The organism is Pseudomonas siliginis, from assembly GCF_019145195.1.
In the GTDB taxonomy this organism is placed as follows: Bacteria; Pseudomonadota; Gammaproteobacteria; order Pseudomonadales; family Pseudomonadaceae; genus Aquipseudomonas; species Aquipseudomonas siliginis.
The window spans coordinates 374300-396811 of record NZ_JAHSTW010000004.1 but is presented as its reverse complement, the minus strand read 5'-3'; the positions used below and the strand labels follow the sequence as shown (position 1 = coordinate 396811).

At 57.7% G+C, this 22512-nt stretch carries 21 protein-coding genes; 19 read left to right on the top strand and 2 right to left on the bottom strand.

The genetic code is table 11. The features are described 5' to 3' along the window. Window positions 1-35 precede the first annotated feature (35 nt). The 6 genes from KVG87_RS11440 to KVG87_RS11420 all read left to right on the top strand — a co-directional run bounded on the left by KVG87_RS11440 (window position 36) and on the right by KVG87_RS11420 (window position 3564). Window positions 36-392, top strand: a complete 357-nt coding sequence (locus tag KVG87_RS11440; protein WP_075948748.1) for a pyocin activator PrtN family protein — start codon at window positions 36-38, stop codon at window positions 390-392. A 19-nt stretch (window positions 393-411) separates the two neighbouring features. Further along, the gene (locus tag KVG87_RS11435; RefSeq protein WP_217850754.1) at window positions 412-834 is read left to right on the top strand and encodes a hypothetical protein; all 423 of its coding nucleotides are present in this window, start codon (window positions 412-414) and stop codon (window positions 832-834) included. Next, window positions 831-1472, top strand: coding sequence for a hypothetical protein (locus KVG87_RS26120; RefSeq protein ID WP_367616681.1), 642 nt, complete (start codon window positions 831-833; stop codon window positions 1470-1472). The genes KVG87_RS11435 and KVG87_RS26120 overlap by 4 nt, the downstream gene beginning before the upstream one ends. Then, window positions 1373-2521 carry a tyrosine-type recombinase/integrase gene (locus tag KVG87_RS11430; protein ID WP_367616682.1) on the top strand — a complete coding sequence of 383 codons (1149 nt, stop codon included), beginning with the start codon at window positions 1373-1375 and terminating at the stop codon, window positions 2519-2521. Before KVG87_RS26120 ends, KVG87_RS11430 begins: the two co-directional genes overlap by 100 nt. A gap of 22 nt (window positions 2522-2543) precedes the next feature. Next, a complete protein-coding gene (folE, locus tag KVG87_RS11425; protein WP_064364569.1) occupies window positions 2544-3089 on the top strand; it encodes a GTP cyclohydrolase I FolE in 546 nt (181 codons plus the stop codon). Between the two features lie 103 nt (window positions 3090-3192). Further along, complete coding sequence (locus tag KVG87_RS11420; protein ID WP_041479340.1) at window positions 3193-3564, top strand: glutathione S-transferase N-terminal domain-containing protein; 372 nt, start codon at window positions 3193-3195, stop codon at window positions 3562-3564. Window positions 3565-3701: 137 nt separating this feature from the next. Here the strand turns inward: KVG87_RS11420 and KVG87_RS11415 are convergent, their stop codons facing one another. After that, window positions 3702-4868 carry an aminotransferase-like domain-containing protein gene (locus KVG87_RS11415; protein WP_217850752.1) on the bottom strand — a complete coding sequence of 389 codons (1167 nt, stop codon included), beginning with the start codon at window positions 4866-4868 and terminating at the stop codon, window positions 3702-3704. 81 nt (window positions 4869-4949) lie between these two features. Between KVG87_RS11415 and KVG87_RS11410 the strand changes: the two genes are divergently transcribed. The 5 genes from KVG87_RS11410 to KVG87_RS11390 all read left to right on the top strand — a co-directional run bounded on the left by KVG87_RS11410 (window position 4950) and on the right by KVG87_RS11390 (window position 13400). Beyond that, window positions 4950-5396: a MarR family winged helix-turn-helix transcriptional regulator gene (locus KVG87_RS11410; protein ID WP_217850751.1), complete on the top strand. Its 447-nt coding sequence runs from the start codon at window positions 4950-4952 to the stop codon at window positions 5394-5396. Window positions 5397-5686: 290 nt separating this feature from the next. Next, window positions 5687-7036 (top strand): NCS2 family permease, encoded by a 1350-nt coding sequence (locus KVG87_RS11405; protein WP_024012217.1) that lies wholly within the window; start codon window positions 5687-5689, stop codon window positions 7034-7036. A gap of 85 nt (window positions 7037-7121) precedes the next feature. After that, window positions 7122-7751 carry a LysE family translocator gene (locus tag KVG87_RS11400; RefSeq protein WP_217850749.1) on the top strand — a complete coding sequence of 210 codons (630 nt, stop codon included), beginning with the start codon at window positions 7122-7124 and terminating at the stop codon, window positions 7749-7751. A 193-nt stretch (window positions 7752-7944) separates the two neighbouring features. Continuing rightward, window positions 7945-11466: a calcium-binding protein gene (locus tag KVG87_RS11395; protein WP_217850747.1), complete on the top strand. Its 3522-nt coding sequence runs from the start codon at window positions 7945-7947 to the stop codon at window positions 11464-11466. A 95-nt stretch (window positions 11467-11561) separates the two neighbouring features. Beyond that, a complete protein-coding gene (locus tag KVG87_RS11390; RefSeq protein WP_217850746.1) occupies window positions 11562-13400 on the top strand; it encodes a hypothetical protein in 1839 nt (612 codons plus the stop codon). A 127-nt stretch (window positions 13401-13527) separates the two neighbouring features. Here the strand turns inward: KVG87_RS11390 and uraH are convergent, their stop codons facing one another. Beyond that, window positions 13528-13881, bottom strand: a complete 354-nt coding sequence (gene uraH / locus KVG87_RS11385; RefSeq protein WP_041479332.1) for a hydroxyisourate hydrolase — start codon at window positions 13879-13881, stop codon at window positions 13528-13530. A 420-nt stretch (window positions 13882-14301) separates the two neighbouring features. Here uraH and puuE point away from each other — a divergent pair, with 420 nt between their 5' ends. From puuE to KVG87_RS11345, 8 genes are all read left to right on the top strand, one after another. Next, window positions 14302-15228 (top strand): allantoinase PuuE, encoded by a 927-nt coding sequence (gene puuE, locus KVG87_RS11380; RefSeq protein ID WP_024012213.1) that lies wholly within the window; start codon window positions 14302-14304, stop codon window positions 15226-15228. Next, complete coding sequence (uraD, locus tag KVG87_RS11375) at window positions 15225-15740, top strand: 2-oxo-4-hydroxy-4-carboxy-5-ureidoimidazoline decarboxylase (RefSeq protein ID WP_217850745.1); 516 nt, start codon at window positions 15225-15227, stop codon at window positions 15738-15740. The genes puuE and uraD overlap by 4 nt, the downstream gene beginning before the upstream one ends. 87 nt (window positions 15741-15827) lie before the next feature. Further along, on the top strand, window positions 15828-16829 hold the full coding sequence (gene alc / locus KVG87_RS11370; RefSeq protein WP_217850744.1) for an allantoicase: 1002 nt from the start codon (window positions 15828-15830) through the stop codon (window positions 16827-16829). A gap of 120 nt (window positions 16830-16949) precedes the next feature. Beyond that, window positions 16950-17453, top strand: a complete 504-nt coding sequence (locus KVG87_RS11365; protein WP_024012211.1) for an ureidoglycolate lyase — start codon at window positions 16950-16952, stop codon at window positions 17451-17453. Window positions 17454-17504: 51 nt separating this feature from the next. Further along, window positions 17505-18818, top strand: coding sequence for a urate hydroxylase PuuD (locus KVG87_RS11360; RefSeq protein ID WP_016773757.1), 1314 nt, complete (start codon window positions 17505-17507; stop codon window positions 18816-18818). A gap of 168 nt (window positions 18819-18986) precedes the next feature. Beyond that, window positions 18987-20339 (top strand): nucleobase:cation symporter-2 family protein, encoded by a 1353-nt coding sequence (locus KVG87_RS11355; protein WP_042608508.1) that lies wholly within the window; start codon window positions 18987-18989, stop codon window positions 20337-20339. Between the two features lie 162 nt (window positions 20340-20501). Beyond that, a complete protein-coding gene (locus KVG87_RS11350) occupies window positions 20502-21287 on the top strand; it encodes an outer membrane protein OmpK (protein ID WP_217850743.1) in 786 nt (261 codons plus the stop codon). 371 nt (window positions 21288-21658) lie between these two features. Beyond that, on the top strand, window positions 21659-22444 hold the full coding sequence (locus KVG87_RS11345) for an outer membrane protein OmpK (protein WP_056784020.1): 786 nt from the start codon (window positions 21659-21661) through the stop codon (window positions 22442-22444). Window positions 22445-22512: the final 68 nt, after the last annotated feature.

The following is a 22512-nucleotide window of genomic DNA, read 5'->3' as shown; positions in this document are numbered from 1 at the left end:
GGCACGACAACAATGCAAGGAGGCTCGACAAGCCCATGAGTAACGCTGCACAGAATCCGCTTCGCCTGCATCCGGCGCCCGAATCGGCCACCGTCGAACTGCTGTATCGAATCTTCGGTGACGTCCTGATCCCGCTGGAAAAAATCCGCGAGCAGTACTTTCGCAATCTCAACGAGCAGTCGTTCGTGACAGAAATCAACAGCGGCCGGATCCAGCTCCCGATCACCACGCTGGACACCAGCCGCAAGGCGCTGAAGTACGCGCACATACGCCACGTTGCCTCGCTGATCGACATCCGCGCCTACAAGGCTGATGAAGATATGCAGCGGCAGCAGGACGGCCAACGCCAAACGGCACCCACACCATTGACGGTTGTCACCACCAGCCAATGACTTACGAGGAGCACATAACATGACAGCAATTCAAATTTGCGCACTCATCACCCTGATCGCTTTCGCCGGACTACTCATTTGGGCTGGTTACAAGATGGGCCACATCGACGGAAAATCTGCGGGACTAAAAGAAAGAGACGAAATTCAGCGCGCCGAAAGCGTCAAGCCCATTCGTAAACTACAAGCAAAGCTCGACTTCTTCCAGCCAGACCATCAGCGCCTGGTACAGCGATGCAAGCAACGGGATAAGGATCCGCGCCTCGGCGAATTAGAGCGTCCAACACTGCTGGATATCGCCGAGAAGCTCAAGATCGCAGCCGAGACATTCGCCGCACTCCGTACCAGGAAAAAAAAACTGGAACGCGAAACCAGAGCCTTGCGCCAACTAGCTCTCGCCATGGCCTGCTCTCTGCACGCAGAAAGTGAAGGAGAAGCAGCATGAACGGCACGCTCTCCTACTTCGGACCAACTCATTATCGGATCTCAGAGCAATGCGGCGAACAATCTCGCCTGCGAGCACGAATGTCGACCGCTTTGCTCTTCGACGACACGCGAGTCGATACCCACGAAATTAAAAGCCTCTGCTGCGCAGCAGCAGGCATCAATGCTTTTCCTCAAGCCGCTACCGAGGCATCTACCCCACACCAAAAGCTGCGCCGGGCAGCGCCTCCCAATGCAACGCTGAACGCTCAGAAACGCTCGCCCGCACAGCTTGCCGAGGGGTATACGCAGTGTGATGAGGCGGCAGAACCATCGCTGCCGACCTATCACCTCGACAAGATTCCAGAAGACAAGATGGCGGAACTGGTCGGTACCACGCGCCGGGCATTGCAAGGCAAGCGCGCCCGAGGCGTCATTCCCAAAGGGGTTTGGAACAGCATCGATAGCCGCATTTATTACAGTCTAAGGAGATACGAAGCATGGCTCGAGAGCCAATGGGATTGCCCACCGGAGTTGAATTTGCTGGACAGTCCGTCCGCATTCGCTTCACCTGGAACGGGCAACGCCGTTGCGAAACCCTCCCCTATCCCCAAACGCCGAAGGGGATTAAGGCTGCCGCCGACCTACGCGCTAACGTAACCAGCCTGATCAAGCACGGCGTGCTGGATGATCAGCGATACGCCGAACTGTTCCCCAACTCCACCTATTCCAACTACTCGGCGACTCCCCGTTTCGGGGAGTACGCCCAGGAGTGGCTCAACAGTCGGGAGATCGTGGCCGGGACTCGAAAGAACTACCTTGGCTCGCTCAATCTGTACTGGATGCCCTATCTGGCGATGCTACCCATGGACAGCATCACGTCGGTGATGCTGCGCAAGGTAGTAGCCAATACAGAATGGCCGACGCCGGGTGTAAAGCGCGCGGCGATCCAGCGCCTGACTACCGTGTTTGGCACCGCAGTGAAAGACGGCCTGATCAACCGTAACCCGGTTGAGTCAATTGAGCTGCCGGTGAAAGCCAAGAAACCCATCGATCCGTTCACGGTGGGTGACGCCAACCAAATTATCGAGCACTTATATAAGACGCTGAACCATTCGATGCGGATCTACGCGGCCTACTTCGAGTTCGCCTTCTACACCGGCATGCGCCCCAGCGAGATCGCGGCGCTGCGCTGGGAAGAGGTCGACAAGGAAAAGCGGCTGGTGAACGTGTGTCGGATCGTTGCGGACTACAAGATCGAGGAACGAACCAAAACCCGCAACGGACGCCAGGTCATGCTCAACAGCCGAGCACTGCACGCCATCGAGCAGGCCGAACTGTTGGCGAAGCAACGTGCTTTGCCAAGCCGGCGCAAACGCACCGAATCGACGTATGTGTTCCCGCCCACCAAGAACTTCGAGTTCATCCAACAATCGAGCGTGACCGACAAACACTTCCAGGCTGCACTGACTGAATTGGGCATTCGCGCCCGCCGGCAATACAACTGCCGACACACATACGCTACCATGTGCCTTATGGCGGGTATGAACCCTGCGTTTATTGCCACTCAGCTCGGTCATAGCGTTCAGATGTTGCTATCGACATACGCCCGATGGATAAACTCCAGCACCGACTGGGGTGAGCTCGGGAAGCTTGAATACAGCTTGATTGGTACAAAATTGGTACAGGCAGAAACAGTACCCCTCTGAAACCCTTATGGAATCAGCCCCTGTGACACTGGAACAGAACTACACCGCGATTCTCGGCCAACTGGGCGAGGACGTCTCCCGCGAGGGCCTGCTCGACACGCCAAAGCGTGCCGCCAAAGCCATGCAGTACCTCTGCCGCGGTTATGCACAGACGCTCGAAGAGGTCACCAACGGTGCCCTGTTCAGCTCCGACAACAGCGAAATGGTGCTGGTCAAGGACATCGAGCTGTATTCGTTGTGCGAACACCACCTGCTGCCGTTCATCGGCAAGGCGCACGTCGCCTATATCCCGAGCGGCAAAGTGCTGGGCCTGTCGAAGGTCGCGCGGATCGTCGATATGTACGCCCGTCGCCTGCAGATTCAGGAAAACCTCAGCCGCCAGATCGCCGACGCGGTAATGCAAGTCACCGGCGCGCTGGGCGTGGCCGTGGTGATCGAAGCCAAGCACATGTGCATGATGATGCGCGGCGTCGAAAAGCAGAATTCGTCGATGATCACTTCGGTGATGCTCGGTGAATTCCGTGAAAACGCGGCAACCCGTAGCGAATTCCTCAGCCTCATCAAGTAATTCGCAACAGAAAAGAGCCGGCGTTGATCGCCGGTTTTTTTTCGCCCGTGAAAAATCGGGTAAGCTGCGCGCCTTTCTTCATTTGCACCGTGAGGCTTTCAACGTGTTCGTCAAAGCGCTTCGTGTCGGCCTCGGCCAACTGGTTATCTTCATCGATTTCATCACCCGCCCGGGCAAGACCAAACGCCCCGCTGCTGCTCAGGCGCAAGTCGACGCTGCCGCGAAAGATCTGACGCTGTATCAGTTTCACGCCTGCCCGTTCTGCGTGAAAACCCGCCGCGCCCTGCATCGCCTGAATGTGCCGGTGGCGCTGAAAGACGCGAAGAACAACGAGCAGGATCGCCAGACCCTGCTGGAACAGGGCGGCCGAATCAAAGTGCCTTGCCTGCGAATTGAAGAGAACGGGCAGACAACCTGGATGTATGAATCCAAGGTGATTATCGATTATCTGGATAAGCGGTTTGCGGCGGTCTGATGTTAACGGGTTGGAGCGATAGCCGCCTTCGCGAGCGGGCTCGCTCCCACCCTTGAAACGCATTCAATTCTGTGGGAGCGAGCCTGCTCGCGAAGAGGCCCGCACCGACAACGCCGGCCCTTGAGCCGGCGTTTTTGCTAGGCCGCCCTTTCCATCTGCGCCCGCCGCACCACCGCCGCCAACCGCTTCAACCCCTCATCCAGCCGCGCCGGATCGATGTGGCTGAAATTCAGGCGCAAATGCCCATGATGCTTGTCCGGCTCGGGAAAGAACGGTTCACCGGGCATGAATGCCACATCATTGGCCAACGCCTCATTGAGCAAAGTGCGCGTATCCAGCGGTTGCTTCAGCGTCAGCCAGAAGAACAGCCCGCCTTGGGGCATGTTCCACTCAGCCAGATCTGCAAAATGCTCTTCCAGCGCCAACTGAAACGCATCTCGCCGCTGCCGGTAGAAATCCCGCAACTCACTTAAATGCTGGTGATACTTCTCTGAGCCGATCCATTGCAGCGCCTGCCACTGACCGATGCGATTGGTGTGCAGATCCGCCGATTGCTTGAGTTTGAGCAGGTGGGGGAACAGATCCGCACTGGCGATCAAGTAACCGACACGTAGACCCGGGAGCAAGGTTTTCGACACGGTACCGGTGTAGATCCAGCTAGCTTTTTTCAGGCGCGCCGCAATAGGTTTGGCACTGCCACCATCGAAAGTCAGTTCGCGGTATGGCTCGTCTTCAATGAGCGTGACGCCGAATTCATCAAGCAACGCGGCGACCGCTGCGCGCTTGGCCTCGCTGTAGCGCACGGCGGAAGGATTCTGGAACGTCGGGATCAGGTAGATAAACGCCGGGCGGTGTTGTTCCAGACGTTTGCGCAGTTGCGCCAGGTTGGGTCCGTCGGCTTCTTGCGGCACGGTCAGGCAGTCGGCGCCGAACAGCTGGAAGATTTGCAGCGCGGCCAGATAAGTCGGCGCCTCCAGCAAGATTTCCGTGCCCTTGTCGATATACAGTTTTGCCGCCAGATCCAGAGTTTGCTGGGAACCACTGACCACCAGCACCTGACTCGCCTCGCATTCAAGGCCCAGCGCCCTCGCCTCTGCCGCCAGCGCCTCGCGCAAGGCCGGCTCGCCTTCGCTCATGCCGTACTGCCCCAGCGACAGCGGCATCTCGGCCCATTCCACCTTCGGCAACATCGCCTCAGCGGGCAGACCGCCGGCAAACGACATCACCTCTGGACGCTGGGCGGCGGCGAGGATTTCTCGGATCAAAGAACTTTTCAGGCGCGAGACACGTTCGGAAAAAGCCATGGAGGTCACCGTAGCAAGGCATGCAGGAAATGAGTCAAACTGGTTGACTGAAATTACGACAGCTTGAGCGAGTACGTCAACATGCTTGACCTTAAGAACCCCTCCACTCAGCAACAGGCCATGGAAGCGTTTTTCTTCGGCTATCAGGCATTCACTGCCAAGGCTGATGAAATGCTCGAGCGCCGCGGCCTCTCGCGAGTGCATCAACGCATCGTGTTTTTCATCGCGCGCTATCCGAACCTCAGCGTGAAAGAGTTGCTGGCCCTGCTGGGAGTGAGCAAACAGGCGCTAAACATGCCCCTGCGCCAGTTGCAGGATATGCATCTGGTCGACAGCGTCGCTTCGCAGACGGACAAGCGTAAGCGCCTGCTTGAGTTGACGGCCGAAGGTGCGAAGTTCGAGCAAGCGCTGCGCCGTGAGCAGGTGAAATTGCTCGAGCGGGTGTTTGCCGAGGCTGGGGAAGCGGCGGTGAATGGGTGGTTGGCGGTGAATCTGGCGCTTGGGGGCAGTCAGACGTATCTCGAGTGATAAGACCGCCCTCTTCGCGAGCAGGCTCGCTCCCACAGGGAAGCGCATTACAAAGGAGGCAGCGAGCCTGCTCGCGAAGCCATCCTGATAGCCATATATCCCTATCGGCAAAAAAATCGCCGACAAAACAAAAAACAATATTTGCTTTATTTGTACACAAAAGCATAATCCACTGCGTGCGAGTTCCTGACTATACGGTCAACAAATTCGCGTATGCCTCAAAGGGCCGCTGCCACCCCTCATGGGTCCGGCCCTGGAAATAACAATAAAACTCTTGAGGAGTACTCGCTGTGGAAAGCCGCAAATCCGAAGCACCGCCGCTCGAGCTCACGCCGCCATTACGCAATGGCCTGCTGGAGCGTCTGTTCAAACTCAGCTTGCATGGCACCACGGTGAAGACCGAGCTGATTGCCGGTCTGACAACCTTCATCACCATGGCTTACATCATCTTCGTCAACCCGAACATCATGGCCGATGCCGGCATCGATCACGGTGCAGCCTTCGTTGCCACCTGTATCGCCGCCGCATTGGGCTGCCTGTTGATGGGGCTGTACGCCAACTGGCCGGTCGGCCTGGCGCCGGGCATGGGCCTCAACGCTTTCTTCACCTACACCGTGGTCGGCACCATGGGCTACAACTGGGAAACCGCCCTCGGCGCGGTGTTTGTCTCGGGCGTGCTGTTCATGTTCCTGACCTTTTCGCGGATTCGCGAGTGGCTGCTCAACAGTATCCCGGTCAGCCTGCGGTTCGCGATGGGCGCCGGTGTCGGTCTGTTTCTGGGCCTGATCGGTCTGAAGACGGCCGGTATCGTTGTCGACAGCCCGGCGACGCTGATCAAGCTGGGTTCGCTTCGTGAACCCGGTCCGCTGCTCGCCGCGATCTGCTTCCTGATGATCGCGATCCTCAGTTACCACCGCGTGTTCGGTGCGATCCTGATCAGCATCATCACCGTCACCCTCGCCGGTTGGGGCCTGGGTCTGGTGCACTACGAGGGCATCATGTCCGCGCCACCGAGCCTGGCGCCGACCTGGATGGCAATGAACGTCGCCGGCGTGTTCAACGTCAGCATGATCAGCGTGGTACTCGCCTTCCTCTTCGTGCACATGTTCGACACCGCCGGTACGCTGATGGGCGTGGCCCAGCGCGCCAACCTGGTGGCGGCTGACGGTCGTATCGAAAACCTCTCGCGGGCGATGAAGGCTGACAGCGCATCCAGCGTATTCGGCGCCGTGGTGGGGGTTCCACCCGTGACAAGTTACGTGGAAAGTGCCGCTGGCGTCGCCGCTGGTGGTCGGACTGGTCTTACCGCAGTTACCGTGGGTGTGCTATTTATAGCAGCCATGTTTTTCGCACCGCTGGCTGGCATGATTCCCGCTTATGCCACGGCCGGTGCACTGATCTACGTGGCGATGCTGATGATGGGCGGTATGGCCCACATCGAATGGGACGAAGCGACCGACGCCATTCCGGCGATCGTCACGGCGATCATGATGCCGCTGACCTTTTCGGTCGCCGACGGTATCGCACTGGGCTTCATCACTTACGTCGCGTTGAAGGCCGGCACCGGCAAGTACAAGGAAATTTCCGTCAGCCTGTGGGTGCTCTGCGCGATCTTCATCGCCAAGTTCATCTTCCTGTAAACGCTGCGCGGTTCAGGCTTCAAACCAGCCTCACCCTCACCGGTGGGGCTTTTGCACATCCCGATAACAACAAAGGAGCAATACGATGAGTCTGGAAACCTGGCTGCTGTTCAGTGGCGCTGCGCTGGTGGTGATCCTGATCCCGGGACCGCTGTCATTGCTGATGATCAGCAACAGTCTGAATTACGGCTTGCGCCGGTCGTACCCCGCGTTCCTGGGTGGCGTGATCGCCTCGATCTGCCTGCTCAGCGCGTCGGCACTTGGCCTCGGCGCATTGCTAATGGCTTCGGAGCAGTTGTTCAGCGCGCTGAAAATAGTCGGTGCGCTGTACCTGTTCTACCTCGCCTGGCAGAGCTGGCAGCAATCGCGGCAGCCATCGACGGGCGCAGAAGTACCTGAGTCTGCACCGGTGCCGCGCTTTCGCACATTGTTCGGGCGCGCTTTTGTACTGGGAGCGAGCAATCCGAAGGACATCCTGTTTTTCGCCGCGTTTCTGCCGCAGTTCCTCCGCGCTGAGCAACCTTTTCTGCCGCAATTGCTGATCATGATCGCGACCTGGGTAGTGCTCGATCTGTGCTGCAAACTTGCCTACGGCCTGGGAGCCCACGGCGCCGCACGTTATCTGCGCAGCGGCAAGGGCCAGAGTTGGTTCAATCGGGTCAGTGCCGGACTGTTTGGCGGTGCTGGTGCCGCGTCGTTGCTTGGCAGCCACTGAAAAGCGCCACTATTGATCATCCTGCCGGAACGGATCTCGGGCGGGATGATGTGTTGTTTTGAATCAATTCAATTCGAACAACATTCAAACTTTGATACGCAATAGATAGCAACAACCCACCGATATACAGCTCTGGAAAAGCCAACGTAATATTCTTCGCCTTAACGACAATTGCCGGAACAAGGAAGTTCTAATGGCCACACTGATAAGCGAAGCGACAGCACAAACCGACCCTTCAATACATGCGGATCTGCAACCTGTTTCCGATACCGTAATAATCATGGATCTGGGCTATGAAGCCAACGAATACAAGCCCTCAACCATCGATCAGAGCCGAACTAACGAAAAATCGAGTCAGTTGCAAATGGTGGACGAAGTGTTCGGCCCTTTTGAAATTGGCGACATTTCGATTACCCGTACTGCACTCGACGGATTAGGCGCGACCATTGATGGTCAGCCATTGAATGGCGAGAACAGTTTCTTTCGCCGACCAAAACGTTCTTTTATCAATGCCCTGCAGTTCGATGCCAATAAAGTTGAGCACTATCTGAAAACTTCAACGGGCAGCGATAGCTACTTGTTGCCCACGCTCCTGTTTGAAATAGCCAGCCAGCGCCCGCTCACTGCTCCCCGGCTCTTGAGGGAGAATGCCGCAGAGACTGTATCCGGCAATTACCGCGACAAACTTGTCAAACTTCTGAGTGCCGCACAGTCGCTTGATCTGCAACACGTGCACGTCCCCAAACATCATCCCCGCTGGGCGGCATTGACCAAAAGCTACGCGACGCTGGGCTCCAGCGTGGGTATCCAGGGCTTCGGCATCTTCATGGGTATTCGCGGCGTTGTCGATGCGATCAAAGCCGAAAACACTGCTGAAATAGCGATAAACAGCGCAGGCATTGTATCGGAGCTGGGCTCCATCGCGGCCGATGTCGCGGTGAGCAAGATAGCCACGCAGATGCTCACAGCCGGGCAAAGTGCTTATCGGGACTTCGCCAAAACCCGCTTTGCACTCAGATTGGGTCGATCGGGAGGACTGGTCGGCGGCATGCTGACGCTGCCCTTCGACATCTTTACCGCCGTGAGGTCGATGAACGCCGCTCAGAATGCCACCGGCAAAGAAGCGATGGATCATTACGTCAGCGCTGGCCTGAGCATTACCAGTGCAGCCATGACTGTCATCCTCGGGTCCGCCGCGATGGCCGGGTTCTCGTTTGCCGGCCCTGTCGGACTTGCAGCCGGCGCGATTCTCGCCATCGGCTCACAGGTCTACGGTGCGGTGCGTATCGTTGACGATATAGATGACTACATTGAATTGACTGTCGATGAACGGTGGCGTAGCGGTTGGTTTTCGTTCTGCATGATGGAGGTCGATCAAAACGTTCAAAACCGCTATATCAAGGCAAAGACGCTGTTGCAGCACTCTCTGCAACTGAAAAAGACCGCTAGAACGCTGCTCGATGGCCCCTTGAAAGAGACTACTGAAGCCATCGTCAACGGCAAATTCGATGTGCGTCTGAAACCAACGCGGGTGTGGAAGCGAAACTGGTGGACCAAACAGGATGCGTGGGAATCGGTCAATGTCCCTGAAGTGGTAGGCACTGATGACATCATTGATGCACGCGCGGGGGTTACAAAAGATACACCTGGCGCGGAGTTGGGGGTCGCCGCCGAGGGCAAGAACGTTCTCTGGTTTATCAGCGAGGGCAACGACTCGATCAGAGGGGTCGAAAAAAAACCCAACACCTTCCATTACAAGTCAGGAAAAAAACAACTTTCCGGCGGCGAAGAAAATGACCAGTTCCTGTTTGAGAACGCAGCGGACTTCCTTGAAAGGGGTCGCCATGTCGCAGATCATTCGACGCTGAGCGGCGGCGCAGGAAATGACACACTGGTACTCGGCGGCAGCTACTCCTCCCGAAATACCAACAGAACTGGCTATGACGTAGATCTGCTGGCTGGAGCATTGCAGATCATCACGAGCGATGTCGATGCCGACAATAACCGGATATCTATCCTGCACAGTTTGCTGGACGGCATCGAAAACGTTGAGACAGTCCATCGCGCGGCAAGCGTGGTAACGGGCTCCGCGCAAAACAACATCATCAAATCCCGGGGCAGCGACGTCATTGAAGCTGGCGCCGGGGACGACCAGATATTTCTCTCCCACGAAAGAGCAAAAGCGTCGGGAGGCGCCGGCACCGATCAATATTACATCGCGCATGTGGCCGGCCGTTTTTCCATTGTCGATGATGGTGAACAGACCAGCTACATCGTCATGAACTGGCGCAAGGAGTTGATTGAATCCTGGTATATCGAGGGTAACGACCTGGTCATCCGCTCAGGTTTCGAAACGTCTGACCACCTCAAAAACGTGTTGACCATTCATGATGTTTATACGAACACCGAACACACTAGAAAGCTTCAGAACAAAAACCTGGTTTTCGTAACCAGCGATGATTTCCATTTCAGACTTGAGCTGCCAGACACCATCCCGGACGGCCAAACCGTAGAAATAACCGAAATCTTCCTCAAACGTGGCAAACCGGTAAACCCGATCATTATTTATGCAGCGGAATGCTGGATCCGCCACCGCAAACCCGCTGCCTATTACGTCCCGAGAACCGGCAAGACAACCACTTTTTACGCAGTTTTACGTTCTGATGTCATTACCCGTATATATCTGGATTTCCGCAGCGATGAGCTGACAAAAGCGAAGGCGCATTTTTTCTCGGACAGACCCAAGTCATATCACCTGACTGTTGGTTGCCATCTCGTCTATCACTTCGGCGCGAAAAGCATCAAGCTCAATTATTACTCCGCTGCGCGTAACGAAGACGATCACGACAATATTACGAAGATCCTGCGCACCATGGCTGTTCGTCCGTTCAGCCGTTACGTGTTGATCTTCAAGGATGGCGTTGTTGCGGATGCCGAGCTTACAGCGCAAACCGAAATCGCACCTGCCTTTACGGATTTCACGGTATCGCGGGATTGGGTGACCCAAATGAAACTGCCGCTCGAGGTTCGCTCTCAGCGCTACTTTCACAATCTGGCTGAAAAAGCAGCTGAACCGATGGGCCGTACAAGAGTTTGCGCAACGCCGATTCGACTGGCCGTGCAAACCGACATGGACAACTACGAAGGAGAAGGTTCGAGTTATCTCATCCACGTACTCCCGGACATGACCATCAAACTCTCGACTCCCGGCGCACTTGCCGATGCCAAAGTTCGCCTGCCCTATTCATCCACTTGGGAACTTGATGCAACGCAACTCGGCAAGGTCGAAATAAGGCTGGAAGAAAACCGGCTCTCCATCGGCACAACCACTTTTTATCTGCCGGTCTATGGAAGCGAAGATCTGATAGATCAAATCCGCGTTATTACCACCGGTGGAGTTGTGCACACGGTCGATCTGGTCTTTGATCGCATTTATCTGGATGGGCTTGATGCACGTTTTTTCGAAGAGCCCGACGCCTCAAAAGCGCTCCCGCCATATCTTGCCGCATTGGCCAACGACGAAGTCAAAGTCTGGAACGTTATCTGCGTCAACGACGAAACCGCGCGCGTGGGCTACAACCTGGCCGCCCATGGCTGGGTATTGCGTGCCGACAAATCCCGCATCGAAAAGTCTGCGTTAAGAGTAGTGAATCGCTGCAGTCACCAGACCAACATTTTCCGCCCTGTTTCGCTGATGAAAGTGCCTCCCGCGTAATTCGCGGTAACCCGTCAACAAACACCCTTTTTTATCAGCGTACTGTCTACGCGGCACCCGCACGCGTCTGCGCGCTCTTTTTCCGAGTATTTCCCATGGCCAAATCACCCAAAAAAATCCCGACCATAAAATCGCCCGATTCGCCCGATGCCACACATCCCGGATCACCGCCCCTCGTCAGAAATGTGGGCCTGGACATGCCTGACGCCCTGCTCCTGGGCATCGATTCGCCGGCGATCAGCCAAGCGCCAGCCACCTCTGCCGCAGCCAACGCAGTGCCCACGGTCAGCCTTCATGTGTTGCCAGATGCAGCGCATGATTTCAGCGCCACTCGGAACGCAATCGCCTGGCCGCAAGAGCGTTTCCACGAATTGGTGCCGGTGACGCAGAACGATGGCTTGTTCACTGGACCGGATCAGCGCACCTACGCTCAAATCGCCAATGAAGGCCAGTTTGTCGTCGAGCAGGACGGGCAAGGCAACTACCATGTACCACTGACCTTCGCGCCCGGCGTGCCCGGCCTGCCTCTGACGCGAATCGAGGGTCAGGCGATCTGGCAGATCCAGCGGCCCGAGAGGCCCTCCAACCGGCCTGCGTCCGCCACGCCACACTTGCCCTCATACATCTCGCCGGCCGACGCCATGACGTTGACCAAGCCGGAAATGGCGACAGAAGGCCTTCGTTACAACAGACTCAGGCAGACCTTCGTAACCACGGTAGACGGCACCGTCATGGTGCGCAAAAACCAGGACGGTGAATATCAACAAGCGTTTGCCTCAACGACCAATGCACCCGACGTTTTCTTCGAGCAAATCCCCGGCACCGTTTTCTGGCGGCGAAAAACACCCGGGACGAAGCCATCTGGTACCAAGCCCGAAGCCAGCCAGTCCGACAACGCAGTCCCCGGCCCGAGCAAGCGTCCACGACTTGTCGAGGCCACAGAAACGCTAACCGCGTCGCAAGCCACGACTCCGTCTGAGGAGCTGACCCCGTATTTCTGGCTTCCGTGGGGGCACCTGAACAAACCTGTGCACATCGAATCGGTACAGCTTGGCTGGCTGCATTATCCAATCGTCCCTGTCGGCTCGAACACGACACCCAAAGTGTATTTCGTATGTCATCCCGAGTTTGTCCCGACAGATTTCAATACTTTCGAAAGCATGCTGATAAACATGCCCGAGCGACAGCCGGTAGCGACTTTTCGCATCGGCAGTGATCCGGGTGAGGTCCATCCGGGCAAACGCTTTTTTGAAGAGCCGATATCAACGTCCGTCGCTCGCGCGTTCCCCGATTTCTCTGAAGCAACAGCAAGGGCCGTCGCCCGCAGGTTGTTCGAACTCGCCGATCACTCCGAGACGATTACCGGCACCGGATTGATCAATGTCCAGGCCGTTCTGCATCAGTGGAAACAACTGCCGTTTTCCACAGCTGCCGATTTTGCCGACCCGCTGAACATGCTGGCCGTTGCGCCGGACATCGACCTGGGAAGCAAACGGCTTATTCCGATGCCTTCCCAGACCGACAGTGAATTGCAACGACTGAGCTTCGATCCGCAGCATTTCCCCTCCGCCTGGAATCATTACAAGACCTATCCCTCGGATCTGAATCTGCGGCGATTGCTCGGCGCGTTGCTGGTCGGCTGTGGTTACGAGCTGTTTCCACTGACTTATGAGCACAGAATGCCGACGCTGGTCTTCAAACGAGCCGGTCACGATCAGATCTTCTTCTTGAAACTGGGAGCGATCAGTCAGGCCGGCCTGACCCACGTTCCTGGCAACGAACTGACGGAACCGGGCTTGCCCGCCAGAATCGGTCAGGATGCCTTCAAGGCACTGACCGATGCAGCGGCGCAGAACAAAGTGGTATGGCTGATCGGGGGCGTATTGAAGGTCGCGTCCACGCCAGATTCGGTGTTCATTATTCGCGAGCGCTGAGCCGCTACCCGCCTGCACCGGCAGCTGCGCCGCAAACGGGCATAAAAAAAGCCCGCAGTGTGAGCGGGCGAAAGACCAAAGAAGCTATATGCGCAGTCGCTTCCCGGTGGGGGCAGCTGCTTGGGGGTCAGCTGCCCCGATACGTGGAATAGCTGTAAGGCGAAATCAGCAGGGGCACGTGGTAGTGCTCCTGCTCGGCGGAGATGCCGAAACGCAACACCACCACGTCCAGAAATGCCGGCTCGGGCAGTTGCACACCGCGGGCGCGGTAGTAATCGCCAGCGTGGAACTGGACCTGATAGACGCCAGTGCGGTAATCGTCGCCTTGCAGCAACGGCGCATCGACCCGGCCATCGCTGTTGGTTGTCGCACTGGCGACCAATTCCAGGTGCGACCCTTCAACGCGGTACAGCTCGACCTTGATCGAGCTGCCCGGGCAACCGTGTGCAGCGTCCAAAACGTGTGTTGTCAAACGTCCCATTGATTCTGCGCGCCTGGCCGCAACAAGCGGTCAGACCTCGCGCCTCCCGAAGTCAGTTGAAAAGGAGACCGCACCGTTTCGGAGCACGAAACGCTGCGGCGAGTGACTGATTAAGACACTTTTCAAAAAAATTGTACACAATAAAAACGACATTTTTCGCCTCACCCCCGCCATCCGGGCCTTTATCGCCAATCTTTAGCCAAAGCGCCTGATCATTGAACCTTCTATTCATTAGCTGACTGGTCAGGCAGGTTTCTTGCAGGCCGGAACCATTAACAGCAAAAGATGACAGCCGGTGAAAAATGCGAAAATTCAGGCTTACAAAATGTAAATAAAGTTGTATACAATCAGCCCATCGCTGTGACGCCAGCCTGCCAGGCCGCCACACCAATCTGTCAACGTACAAGAAGGAAGACTGCAGTGAGCGCTGACTACCCACGCGACCTGATCGGTTACGGCAGTAACCCTCCTCACCCACACTGGCCGGGCAATGCCCGGATCGCCCTGTCCTTCGTACTCAATTACGAAGAAGGTGGCGAGCGCAATATTCTGCACGGCGACAAGGAATCCGAAGCCTTCCTCTCCGAAATGGTCGCCGCTCAGCCGCTGCAAGGCGCGCGCAACATGAGCATGGAATCGCTTTACGAGTATGGCAGCCGTGCCGGCGTCTGGCGGATTCTGAAGCTGTTCAAGGAATTCGACATTCCGCTGACCATCTTCGCCGTGGCCATGGCCGCCCAGCGTCACCCGGACGTGATCCGTGCGATGGTCGAGGCCGGCCACGAAATCTGCAGCCATGGCTACCGCTGGATCGACTATCAGTACATGGATGAAGCGCAGGAACGCGAGCACATGCTCGAAGCGATCCGCATCCTCACCGAACTGACCGGCGAACGTCCGCTGGGCTGGTACACCGGCCGCACCGGGCCGAACACCCGCCGGCTGGTCATGGAAGAAGGCGGTTTCCTCTACGACTGCGACACCTACGACGACGACCTGCCCTACTGGGAACCGAACAACCCGACCGGCAAGCCACATCTGGTGATCCCCTACACCCTCGACACCAACGACATGCGCTTCACGCAAGTGCAGGGTTTCAACAAGGGTGACGATTTCTTCGAATACCTCAAAGACGCGTTCGACGTGCTCTACGCCGAGGGTGCCGAGGCGCCGAAAATGCTTTCGATCGGTCTGCACTGCCGCCTGATCGGCCGTCCTGGTCGCCTCGCTTCGCTCAAGCGCTTTATCGAATACGCCAAAAGTCATGAACAGGTGTGGTTCAGCCGTCGCGTCGACATCGCGCGTCACTGGCAAGAAACCCACCCGTACCAAGGGACTGCAAAATGAGCCGCTTTCAAACCCTGCAACCGTCGACCCTGAGCCGCGACGCTTTCGTCAAAGCCTTCGCCGACATCTACGAACATTCGCCATGGGTGGCCGAAAAGGCCTACGACCTCGGTGCGGACGCTTCGATCGACGAGATCGAAACCCTGCATCAGCGCATGAGCGATATCCTGTTGAGCGCCGATCATGCCAGCCAGCTGGCCCTGATCAACGCTCACCCGGACCTGGCCGGCAAAGCTGCCGTCCAGGGCCAACTGACCGAAGCCAGCACCAATGAACAGGCTGGCGCCGGTATTCACCAATGCACGGCCGAAGAGTTCCAGCGCTTCACCGAGCTGAACGACGCCTACAAAGCCAAGTTCAATTTTCCCTTCATCATGGCGGTAAAAGGCAGCAACCGGCATCAGATCCTCGCGGCGTTCGAAACGCGCATCAACAATTCGGTGGAAGCCGAGTTCAAATGCGCGCTGGCGGAGATCAACAAGATTGCCCTGTTCCGTTTACTGACTCTTTAGCAAGCCTGGCCCGAGCGTGAATGAACGCGCAAACGCCCAGGGCCCTGCGAGCATCCCCAGCCAACTTATCAAAGGCAGACAAGAAGAATGAAAGCTTACGCCGTACCTTTCGAAAAATACGTCAACCTGGCCGACGCCCGTCTGGGCACCAAGATCATTTCGGTCACCGATGACTGGTTCGCAGACGCCAATCGTCTGTTCCAACCGACCCCGGCCGTATGGAAGGAGGGCGTGTTCGATGACAACGGCAAGTGGATGGACGGCTGGGAGTCGCGCCGCAAGCGCTTCGAAGGTTTCGACAGCGCGGTGATCCGTCTGGGCGTACCGGGCTCGATCAAAGGCGTGGACATCGACACTTCATTCTTCACCGGCAACTACCCGCCATCGGCCTCGCTGGAAGCGTGCTTCCTGGCCTCGGGCGAGCCGGATGAAAACACCCAGTGGACCGAAGTGCTGTCGGCCGTCGAGCTGCAGGGCAACAGCCACCACTACCACGAAATCAGCAACGACCAGGCGTTCAGCCACCTGCGCTTCAACATCTACCCGGACGGTGGTGTTGCCCGTCTGCGCGTATACGGCATTCCGTTCCGCGACTGGTCCGCTGTGGGCGACAACGAGCAAGTGGACTTGGCAGCAGCCCTCAACGGTGGCCGCGCCCTTGCCTGCTCCGACGAACACTTCGGCCGCATGAGCAACATCCTCAACCCGGGCCGTGGCATCAACATGGGCGACGGCTGGGAAACCGCGCGCCGTCGCACGCCGGGCAATGACTGGGTAATCGTCGCGCTGGGTCATCCGGGCGAGATCGAAAAAATCGTCGTCGACACCCTGCACTTCAAAGGCAACTACCCGGACACCTGCTCGATCCAGGGCGCGTTCGTCAAGGGCGGCACCGACAGCCAGATCGAAACCCAGTCGCTGTTCTGGCGCGAACTGCTGCCAAGCCAGAAGCTGGAAATGCACGCCGAACACACCTTCGTCGAGCAGATCAAGGCACTCGGCCCGATCACCCACATCCGCCTGAACGTGTTCCCGGATGGTGGCGTGAGTCGCCTGCGTGTATTGGGCAAGGTCGCTAAACAAGGTTGAACCCAATCGCTGGCAAGCCAGCTCCCACAGGTTTTGTGAACGCCACAGTCCACTGTGGGAGCGGGCTTGCCCGCGATGGCGATAGATCTAACAACACAGAATCCGGATAAGAAGAACAGCATGCGCACATTGACGATTGAACCGCTGACCAAAGAAGCCTTCGCCCCTTTCGGTGACGTGATCGAAACCGACGGCAGCGATCACTTCATGATCAACAACGGTTCGACCATGCGCTTCCACAAACTGGCGACGGTCGAAACCGCTCAGCCTGAGGACAACGCGATCATCAGCATTTTCCGCGCCGACGCGCAGGACATGCCGCTGACCGTTTGCATGCTGGAACGCCATCCGCTGGGCAGCCAGGCTTTCATTCCGCTGCTCGGCAACCCCTTTCTGATCGTGGTCGCGCCAGTTGGCGATGAACCTGTATCAGGCTTGGTCCGCGCCTTCGTCACCAACGGCAGGCAGGGCATCAATTACCATCGCGGCGTCTGGCACCACCCGGTGCTGACGATCGAAAAGCGGGATGACTTCCTGGTGGTTGATCGCAGTGGCACAGGCAATAACTGCGATGAGCATTTTTTCAAAGAGGATGAGCGGTTGATCCTCGCCCCCCACCAATAAGAGAAGGTCCGATCACTCGACAACAAGAGTGACGGGCGAGAGGTAAAGACTGTGGAAGCACATCTGTTGGAATGGCTGAACCTGAGCGTGCGCTGGGTTCACATGATCACTGGCGTGGCCTGGATCGGCGCGTCGTTCTACTTCGTCTGGCTGGAGAACAACCTCAACCGCGTCAACCCGAAAACCGGTCTGGCCGGTGATCTGTGGGCGATCCACGGCGGCGGCATCTACCACCTGGAAAAATACAAACTGGCCCCACCGTCCATGCCGGACAATCTGCACTGGTTCAAGTGGGAAGCCTACTTCACCTGGATGTCGGGGATCGCGCTGCTGTGCGTGGTGTTCTACTCCAATCCGGTGCTCTACCTCGTGGCACCCGGCAGCGGCCTCAGCGGTCCTGAAGGCGTGGCCATCGGTATCGGCTCGCTGATCGTCGGCTGGTTCGTCTACGACTTCCTCTGCGATTCGGCCCTGGGCAAGAAACCCGCCCTGCTCGGCTTCATCCTGTTCGTCCTGATCATTGCCGCGGCCTATGGCTTCAGCAAAGTGTTCAGCGGTCGGGGTGCGTACCTGCACGTCGGCGCGATCATCGGCACCATCATGGTCGGCAACGTGTTCCGCATCATCATGCCGGCGCAACGGGCACTGGTCGCGGCGATCGCCGAGAACCGTACGCCTGATCCGGCCCTGCCGGCCAAGGGTCTGCTGCGTTCGCGTCACAACAACTACTTCACCCTGCCAGTGCTGTTCATCATGATCAGCAACCACTTCCCGAGCACTTACGGCAGCCAGTACAACTGGTTGATCCTCGCCGGGATCGCGGTGTTGGCGGTATTGGTGCGTCACTACTTCAACACCCGTCACGACAGCCACAAGTTTGCCTGGACCCTGCCGGTGGCAGCGGTGGGCATGATCTGCCTGGCCTACGTCACTGGTCCGACGCCGATGTCGACTGCACCTGAAGTGGCCAAGGCACCGGCGAAAATCGAGTACCAACCGCTGCCGGAAACGGCACTGGGCGGTGGCGCGAAGCCGGCCGAAGCGGCGCAACCTGCGGCACCCGCTGCTCCTGCGGCGGCACCCGCGCAAGCCTCGAATGCCGGCCCCGGTTTCGACAAGGTGCACAACGTGATTCAAGAGCGTTGCACGGTGTGCCACTCGTCCAAGCCGACCAGCCCGTTGTTCAGCGCAGCCCCGGCCGGTGTGATGTTCGACACCCCCGAGCAGATCCGCCAGAACGCCGCGCGCATTCAGGCGCAAGCCATCACCACGCAGATCATGCCACTGGGCAACATCACCCAGATGACCCAGCAGGAACGTGACCTGATCGGTGCCTGGATTGCCCAGGGAGCGCAAACCAATTAATCGTTAAAAGCATCGCTGGCAAGCCAGCTCCCACAGGGTTTTGCATAGCCTGTGTGGGAGCGGGCTTGCCCGCGAATGGCCGCTCCGCGGTCTGCCTGATGCAAAGAAACAGCTGCAAGCAACCCGGCAGCTGTTAATCACAAGAATAAAAAAGATCCGAGGTGTTGCATGTCCGAGCTGTCCAAAGCGCGCATCCCCGACGCACCCGCCATTCAGCGTTTGCCCCTTTTGCAACTGATCCTGGTCGGTCTGCAACATGTTCTGCTGATGTACGGCGGTGCCATCGCGGTGCCGCTGATCATCGGACAGGCCGCTGGCCTGAGTCGTGAAGAAATCGCCTTCCTGATCAACGCCGACCTGCTCGTCGCCGGCATCGCCACTATCGTGCAGTCGCTCGGCATCGGCCCAATGGGCATTCGCATGCCGGTGATGATGGGTGCCAGTTTCGCTGCGGTCGGCAGCATGGTGGCCATGGCCGGGATGCCCGGCATCGGTCTGCAAGGCATCTTCGGTGCAACGATCGCCGCCGGTTTCTTCGGCATGCTGATCGCGCCGTTCATGTCCAAGGTCGTGCGTTTCTTCCCGCCGCTGGTGACCGGCACCGTCATCACCTCGATCGGTTTATCGCTGTTCCCCGTGGCCGTGAACTGGGCCGGTGGCGGTGTCGACGCCGCGCAATTCGGTTCGCCGATTTATCTGGCCATCGCTGCGCTGGTGCTGGCGACCATTCTGTTGGTTCATCGCTTCATGCGCGGATTCTGGGTCAATATTTCGGTACTGATCGGCATGTGCCTGGGCTATGTACTGTGCGGCGTGATCGGCATGGTCGACCTCAGCGGCATGGCCAGCGCACCGTGGATTCAGTTCGTCACCCCGCTGCATTTCGGCATGCCGAAATTCGAGCTGGCACCGATTCTGTCGATGTGTCTGGTGGTGGTGATCATCTTCGTCGAGTCCACCGGGATGTTCCTAGCGTTGGGCAAGATCACCGGCCAGGAAGTCTGCCCGCGCATGCTCCGTCGTGGCTTGTTGTGCGATGCCGGCGCGTCGTTTTTCGCCGGTTTCTTCAACACCTTCACCCACTCCTCGTTCGCGCAGAACATCGGCCTGGTGCAGATGACCGGCGTGCGCTGCCGTTCGGTGACCATCGTTGCTGGCGGTCTGCTGATCGTCCTCAGCCTGTTGCCGAAAGCGGCGTTTCTGGTGGCATCGATTCCACCGGCGGTGCTGGGCGGCGCGGCGATTGCGATGTTCGGCATGGTCGCCGCGACTGGCATCAAGATCCTCCAGGAGGCGGACATCGGTGACCGCCGCAATCAGTTGCTGGTCGCGGTGAGCATCGGTATGGGCCTGATCCCGGTGGTACGTCCGGAATTCTTCGCCCACCTGCCGATGTGGATGAGCCCGATCACCCACAGCGGCATCGCCATGGCCACCCTCAGCGCGCTGACGCTGAACCTGCTGTTCAACATCCTCGGCGGCAAGGAGCGTGCGGCGATCAATGATTGCCATGCGCACTGATTGAAACCACCACGCCACCTGTGGGAGCGAGCCTGCTCGCGAAAACGCTGTGTCATTCAACATTGATGGCGACTGACACAACCGCTTCGCGAGCAGGCTCGCTCCCACAGGGACTACGCAACTGCTTGTGCCTCAAACAATAAAAACAACAGGGAGCAACAGATGATCCGCACGCAAAGCAACGTTCTGTTGAGTGGCGGCCTGCTGGCCGCGAGTCAGGCCATGGCCGGCGATCTGCTGCTGTGGCAGAGCAACAGCCTCAGCTATCTGTACGGCAAGAACTTCGCGATCAACCCGTCCTATCAGCAGACGGTCACCTTCGAGCACGCCGACAAGTGGAAGTACGGCGACAACTTTCTGTTCGTCGACAAGATCTTCTACAACGGCAAGGAGGACCCGAACAAAGGTCCGCACACCTTCTACGGCGAGTTCACCCCGCGCTTTTCCTTCGGCAAGATCCTCGACCGCAAGATCGAGTTCGGCCCGATCAAGGATGTGCTGTTGGCGATGACCTACGAGTACGGCGAAGGCGAAAGCGAGGCCTATCTGATCGGCCCCGGCTTCGACCTGAAAGTGCCCGGTTTCAACTACGTCACCCTGAACATTTTCCGCCGCCAGACCGAAGGCCCGCGCCCCGGCGATGGTGTCTGGCAAATCACCCCCGCGTGGTCCTACAGCTTCCCGCTGGGCAATTCCGATGTGCTGATCGACGGCTACCTCGACTGGGTCGTCGACAACGACGAAAACTCACGCGGCACCTACCACGCCAACCTGCACATCAATCCGCAGATCAAATACGACCTCGGCAAAGCCTTGGGCTGGAGCCAGAAGCAGGTGTACGTCGGCACCGAGTACAGCTACTGGAAGAACAAATACGGCATTGAAAACAGCCATTCGTTCGATACCAACCAGAACACTGCCAGCCTGCTGCTGAAGGTGCACTTCTGAAATGGCCCGCAACCGTGCGCCATGCTTGCCGACGGTGCTCTGTTGCGGGGCACTTGAGCGTTGGCCGAGGAGTCAGTATTCTCCGCGGCCTTCCGAATTCGCTCTAAAAAAAAGCCTGAATTCAATTTCTGACCGAAAAGCCAACTTATCCCGGCTGCGGTCAGTCCTGAGGCATCCCGAAAACACGCTCGTCGACTGTTTTTCAGCAGCCGAACGGGCGTTTTTTGGTTTTTCAAAAGCCTTGGCGCAGCTTTTGCTACCAGCATTCAAAGCTGACCGATCGGATGAAATTTGCGGTACGAAAAAAGGCGCCACATCAGAGCGCCGATCTTAAAAAAATAACGTGGAACACCTACTTTGGGAGCAACCGAATGAAACGTATGTGCACCAGCCTGATGCTGGCCGGATCGATGTTCGCCGGCGGCCAGGCAATGGCCGAAGGCCTGCTGCAGTGGCAGAACAACAGCCTGACCTACCTGTATGGCAAGGACTTCCAGGTCAACCCGCGCATTCAGCAGACCGTGACCTTCGAGCACGCCGATGCCTGGAAGTATGGGGACAACTTCCTGTTCATCGACAAGATCTTCTACAACGGCAAGGATGATGGCGGCGTCGGCTCCAACACCTACTACGGCGAGCTCAGCCCGCGCCTGTCATTCGGCAAGATCTTCGATCAGAAACTGGCCTTCGGCCCGGTGACTGACGTGTTGCTGGCCATGACCTACGAGTTCGGTGAAGGCGATACCGAGTCGTACCTGATCGGTCCGGGCTTCGACCTGGCGATTCCAGGCTTCGACTACTTCCAGCTGAACTTCTACCAGCGTCACACCCAGGGCGCACGCGCCGGTGACAATGTCTGGCAGATCACCCCGGTCTGGTCCTACACCATCCCGGTGGGCAAATCGAACATCCTCATCGACGGCTTCATGGACTGGGTGGTCGACAACGACTCCAATTCCAAGGGCGACTACCACGCCAACCTGCACTTCAACCCGCAGGTCAAATACGACTTGGGCAAGGCGCTGAATTTCGGCGAGAAGCAGTTGTATGTCGGTGTGGAGTACGACTACTGGTCGGACAAGTACGGGATCAAGGACAGCCAGTACTTCAAGACCGATCAGAGCACCACGAGCTTCCTGGTCAAGTTCCACTTCTGACCCTGAAAGCTTCGCGAGCAGGCTCGCTCCCACATTCAGACCGAGTTCAAATGTGGGAGCGAGCCTGC

Excerpts from the sequence above, each read along its gene's own strand:
- KVG87_RS11345 (WP_056784020.1), top strand. The coding sequence starts at position 21,659 with ATGAAACGTATGTGCACCAGCCTGATGCTGGCCGGATCGATGTTCGCC.
- alc (WP_217850744.1), top strand. The coding sequence starts at position 15,828 with ATGAAAGCTTACGCCGTACCTTTCGAAAAATACGTCAACCTGGCCGAC.
- KVG87_RS26120 (WP_367616681.1), top strand. The coding sequence starts at position 831 with ATGAACGGCACGCTCTCCTACTTCGGACCAACTCATTATCGGATCTCA.
- KVG87_RS11410 (WP_217850751.1), top strand. The coding sequence starts at position 4,950 with ATGCTTGACCTTAAGAACCCCTCCACTCAGCAACAGGCCATGGAAGCG.
- KVG87_RS11400 (WP_217850749.1), top strand. The coding sequence starts at position 7,122 with ATGAGTCTGGAAACCTGGCTGCTGTTCAGTGGCGCTGCGCTGGTGGTG.
- KVG87_RS11365 (WP_024012211.1), top strand. The coding sequence starts at position 16,950 with ATGCGCACATTGACGATTGAACCGCTGACCAAAGAAGCCTTCGCCCCT.
- KVG87_RS11440 (WP_075948748.1), top strand. The coding sequence starts at position 36 with ATGAGTAACGCTGCACAGAATCCGCTTCGCCTGCATCCGGCGCCCGAA.
- KVG87_RS11395 (WP_217850747.1), top strand. The coding sequence starts at position 7,945 with ATGGCCACACTGATAAGCGAAGCGACAGCACAAACCGACCCTTCAATA.
- KVG87_RS11355 (WP_042608508.1), top strand. The coding sequence starts at position 18,987 with ATGTCCGAGCTGTCCAAAGCGCGCATCCCCGACGCACCCGCCATTCAG.
- uraH (WP_041479332.1), bottom strand. The coding sequence starts at position 13,881 with ATGGGACGTTTGACAACACACGTTTTGGACGCTGCACACGGTTGCCCG.
- KVG87_RS11390 (WP_217850746.1), top strand. The coding sequence starts at position 11,562 with ATGGCCAAATCACCCAAAAAAATCCCGACCATAAAATCGCCCGATTCG.
- KVG87_RS11415 (WP_217850752.1), bottom strand. The coding sequence starts at position 4,868 with ATGGCTTTTTCCGAACGTGTCTCGCGCCTGAAAAGTTCTTTGATCCGA.
- KVG87_RS11350 (WP_217850743.1), top strand. The coding sequence starts at position 20,502 with ATGATCCGCACGCAAAGCAACGTTCTGTTGAGTGGCGGCCTGCTGGCC.
- KVG87_RS11435 (WP_217850754.1), top strand. The coding sequence starts at position 412 with ATGACAGCAATTCAAATTTGCGCACTCATCACCCTGATCGCTTTCGCC.
- uraD (WP_217850745.1), top strand. The coding sequence starts at position 15,225 with ATGAGCCGCTTTCAAACCCTGCAACCGTCGACCCTGAGCCGCGACGCT.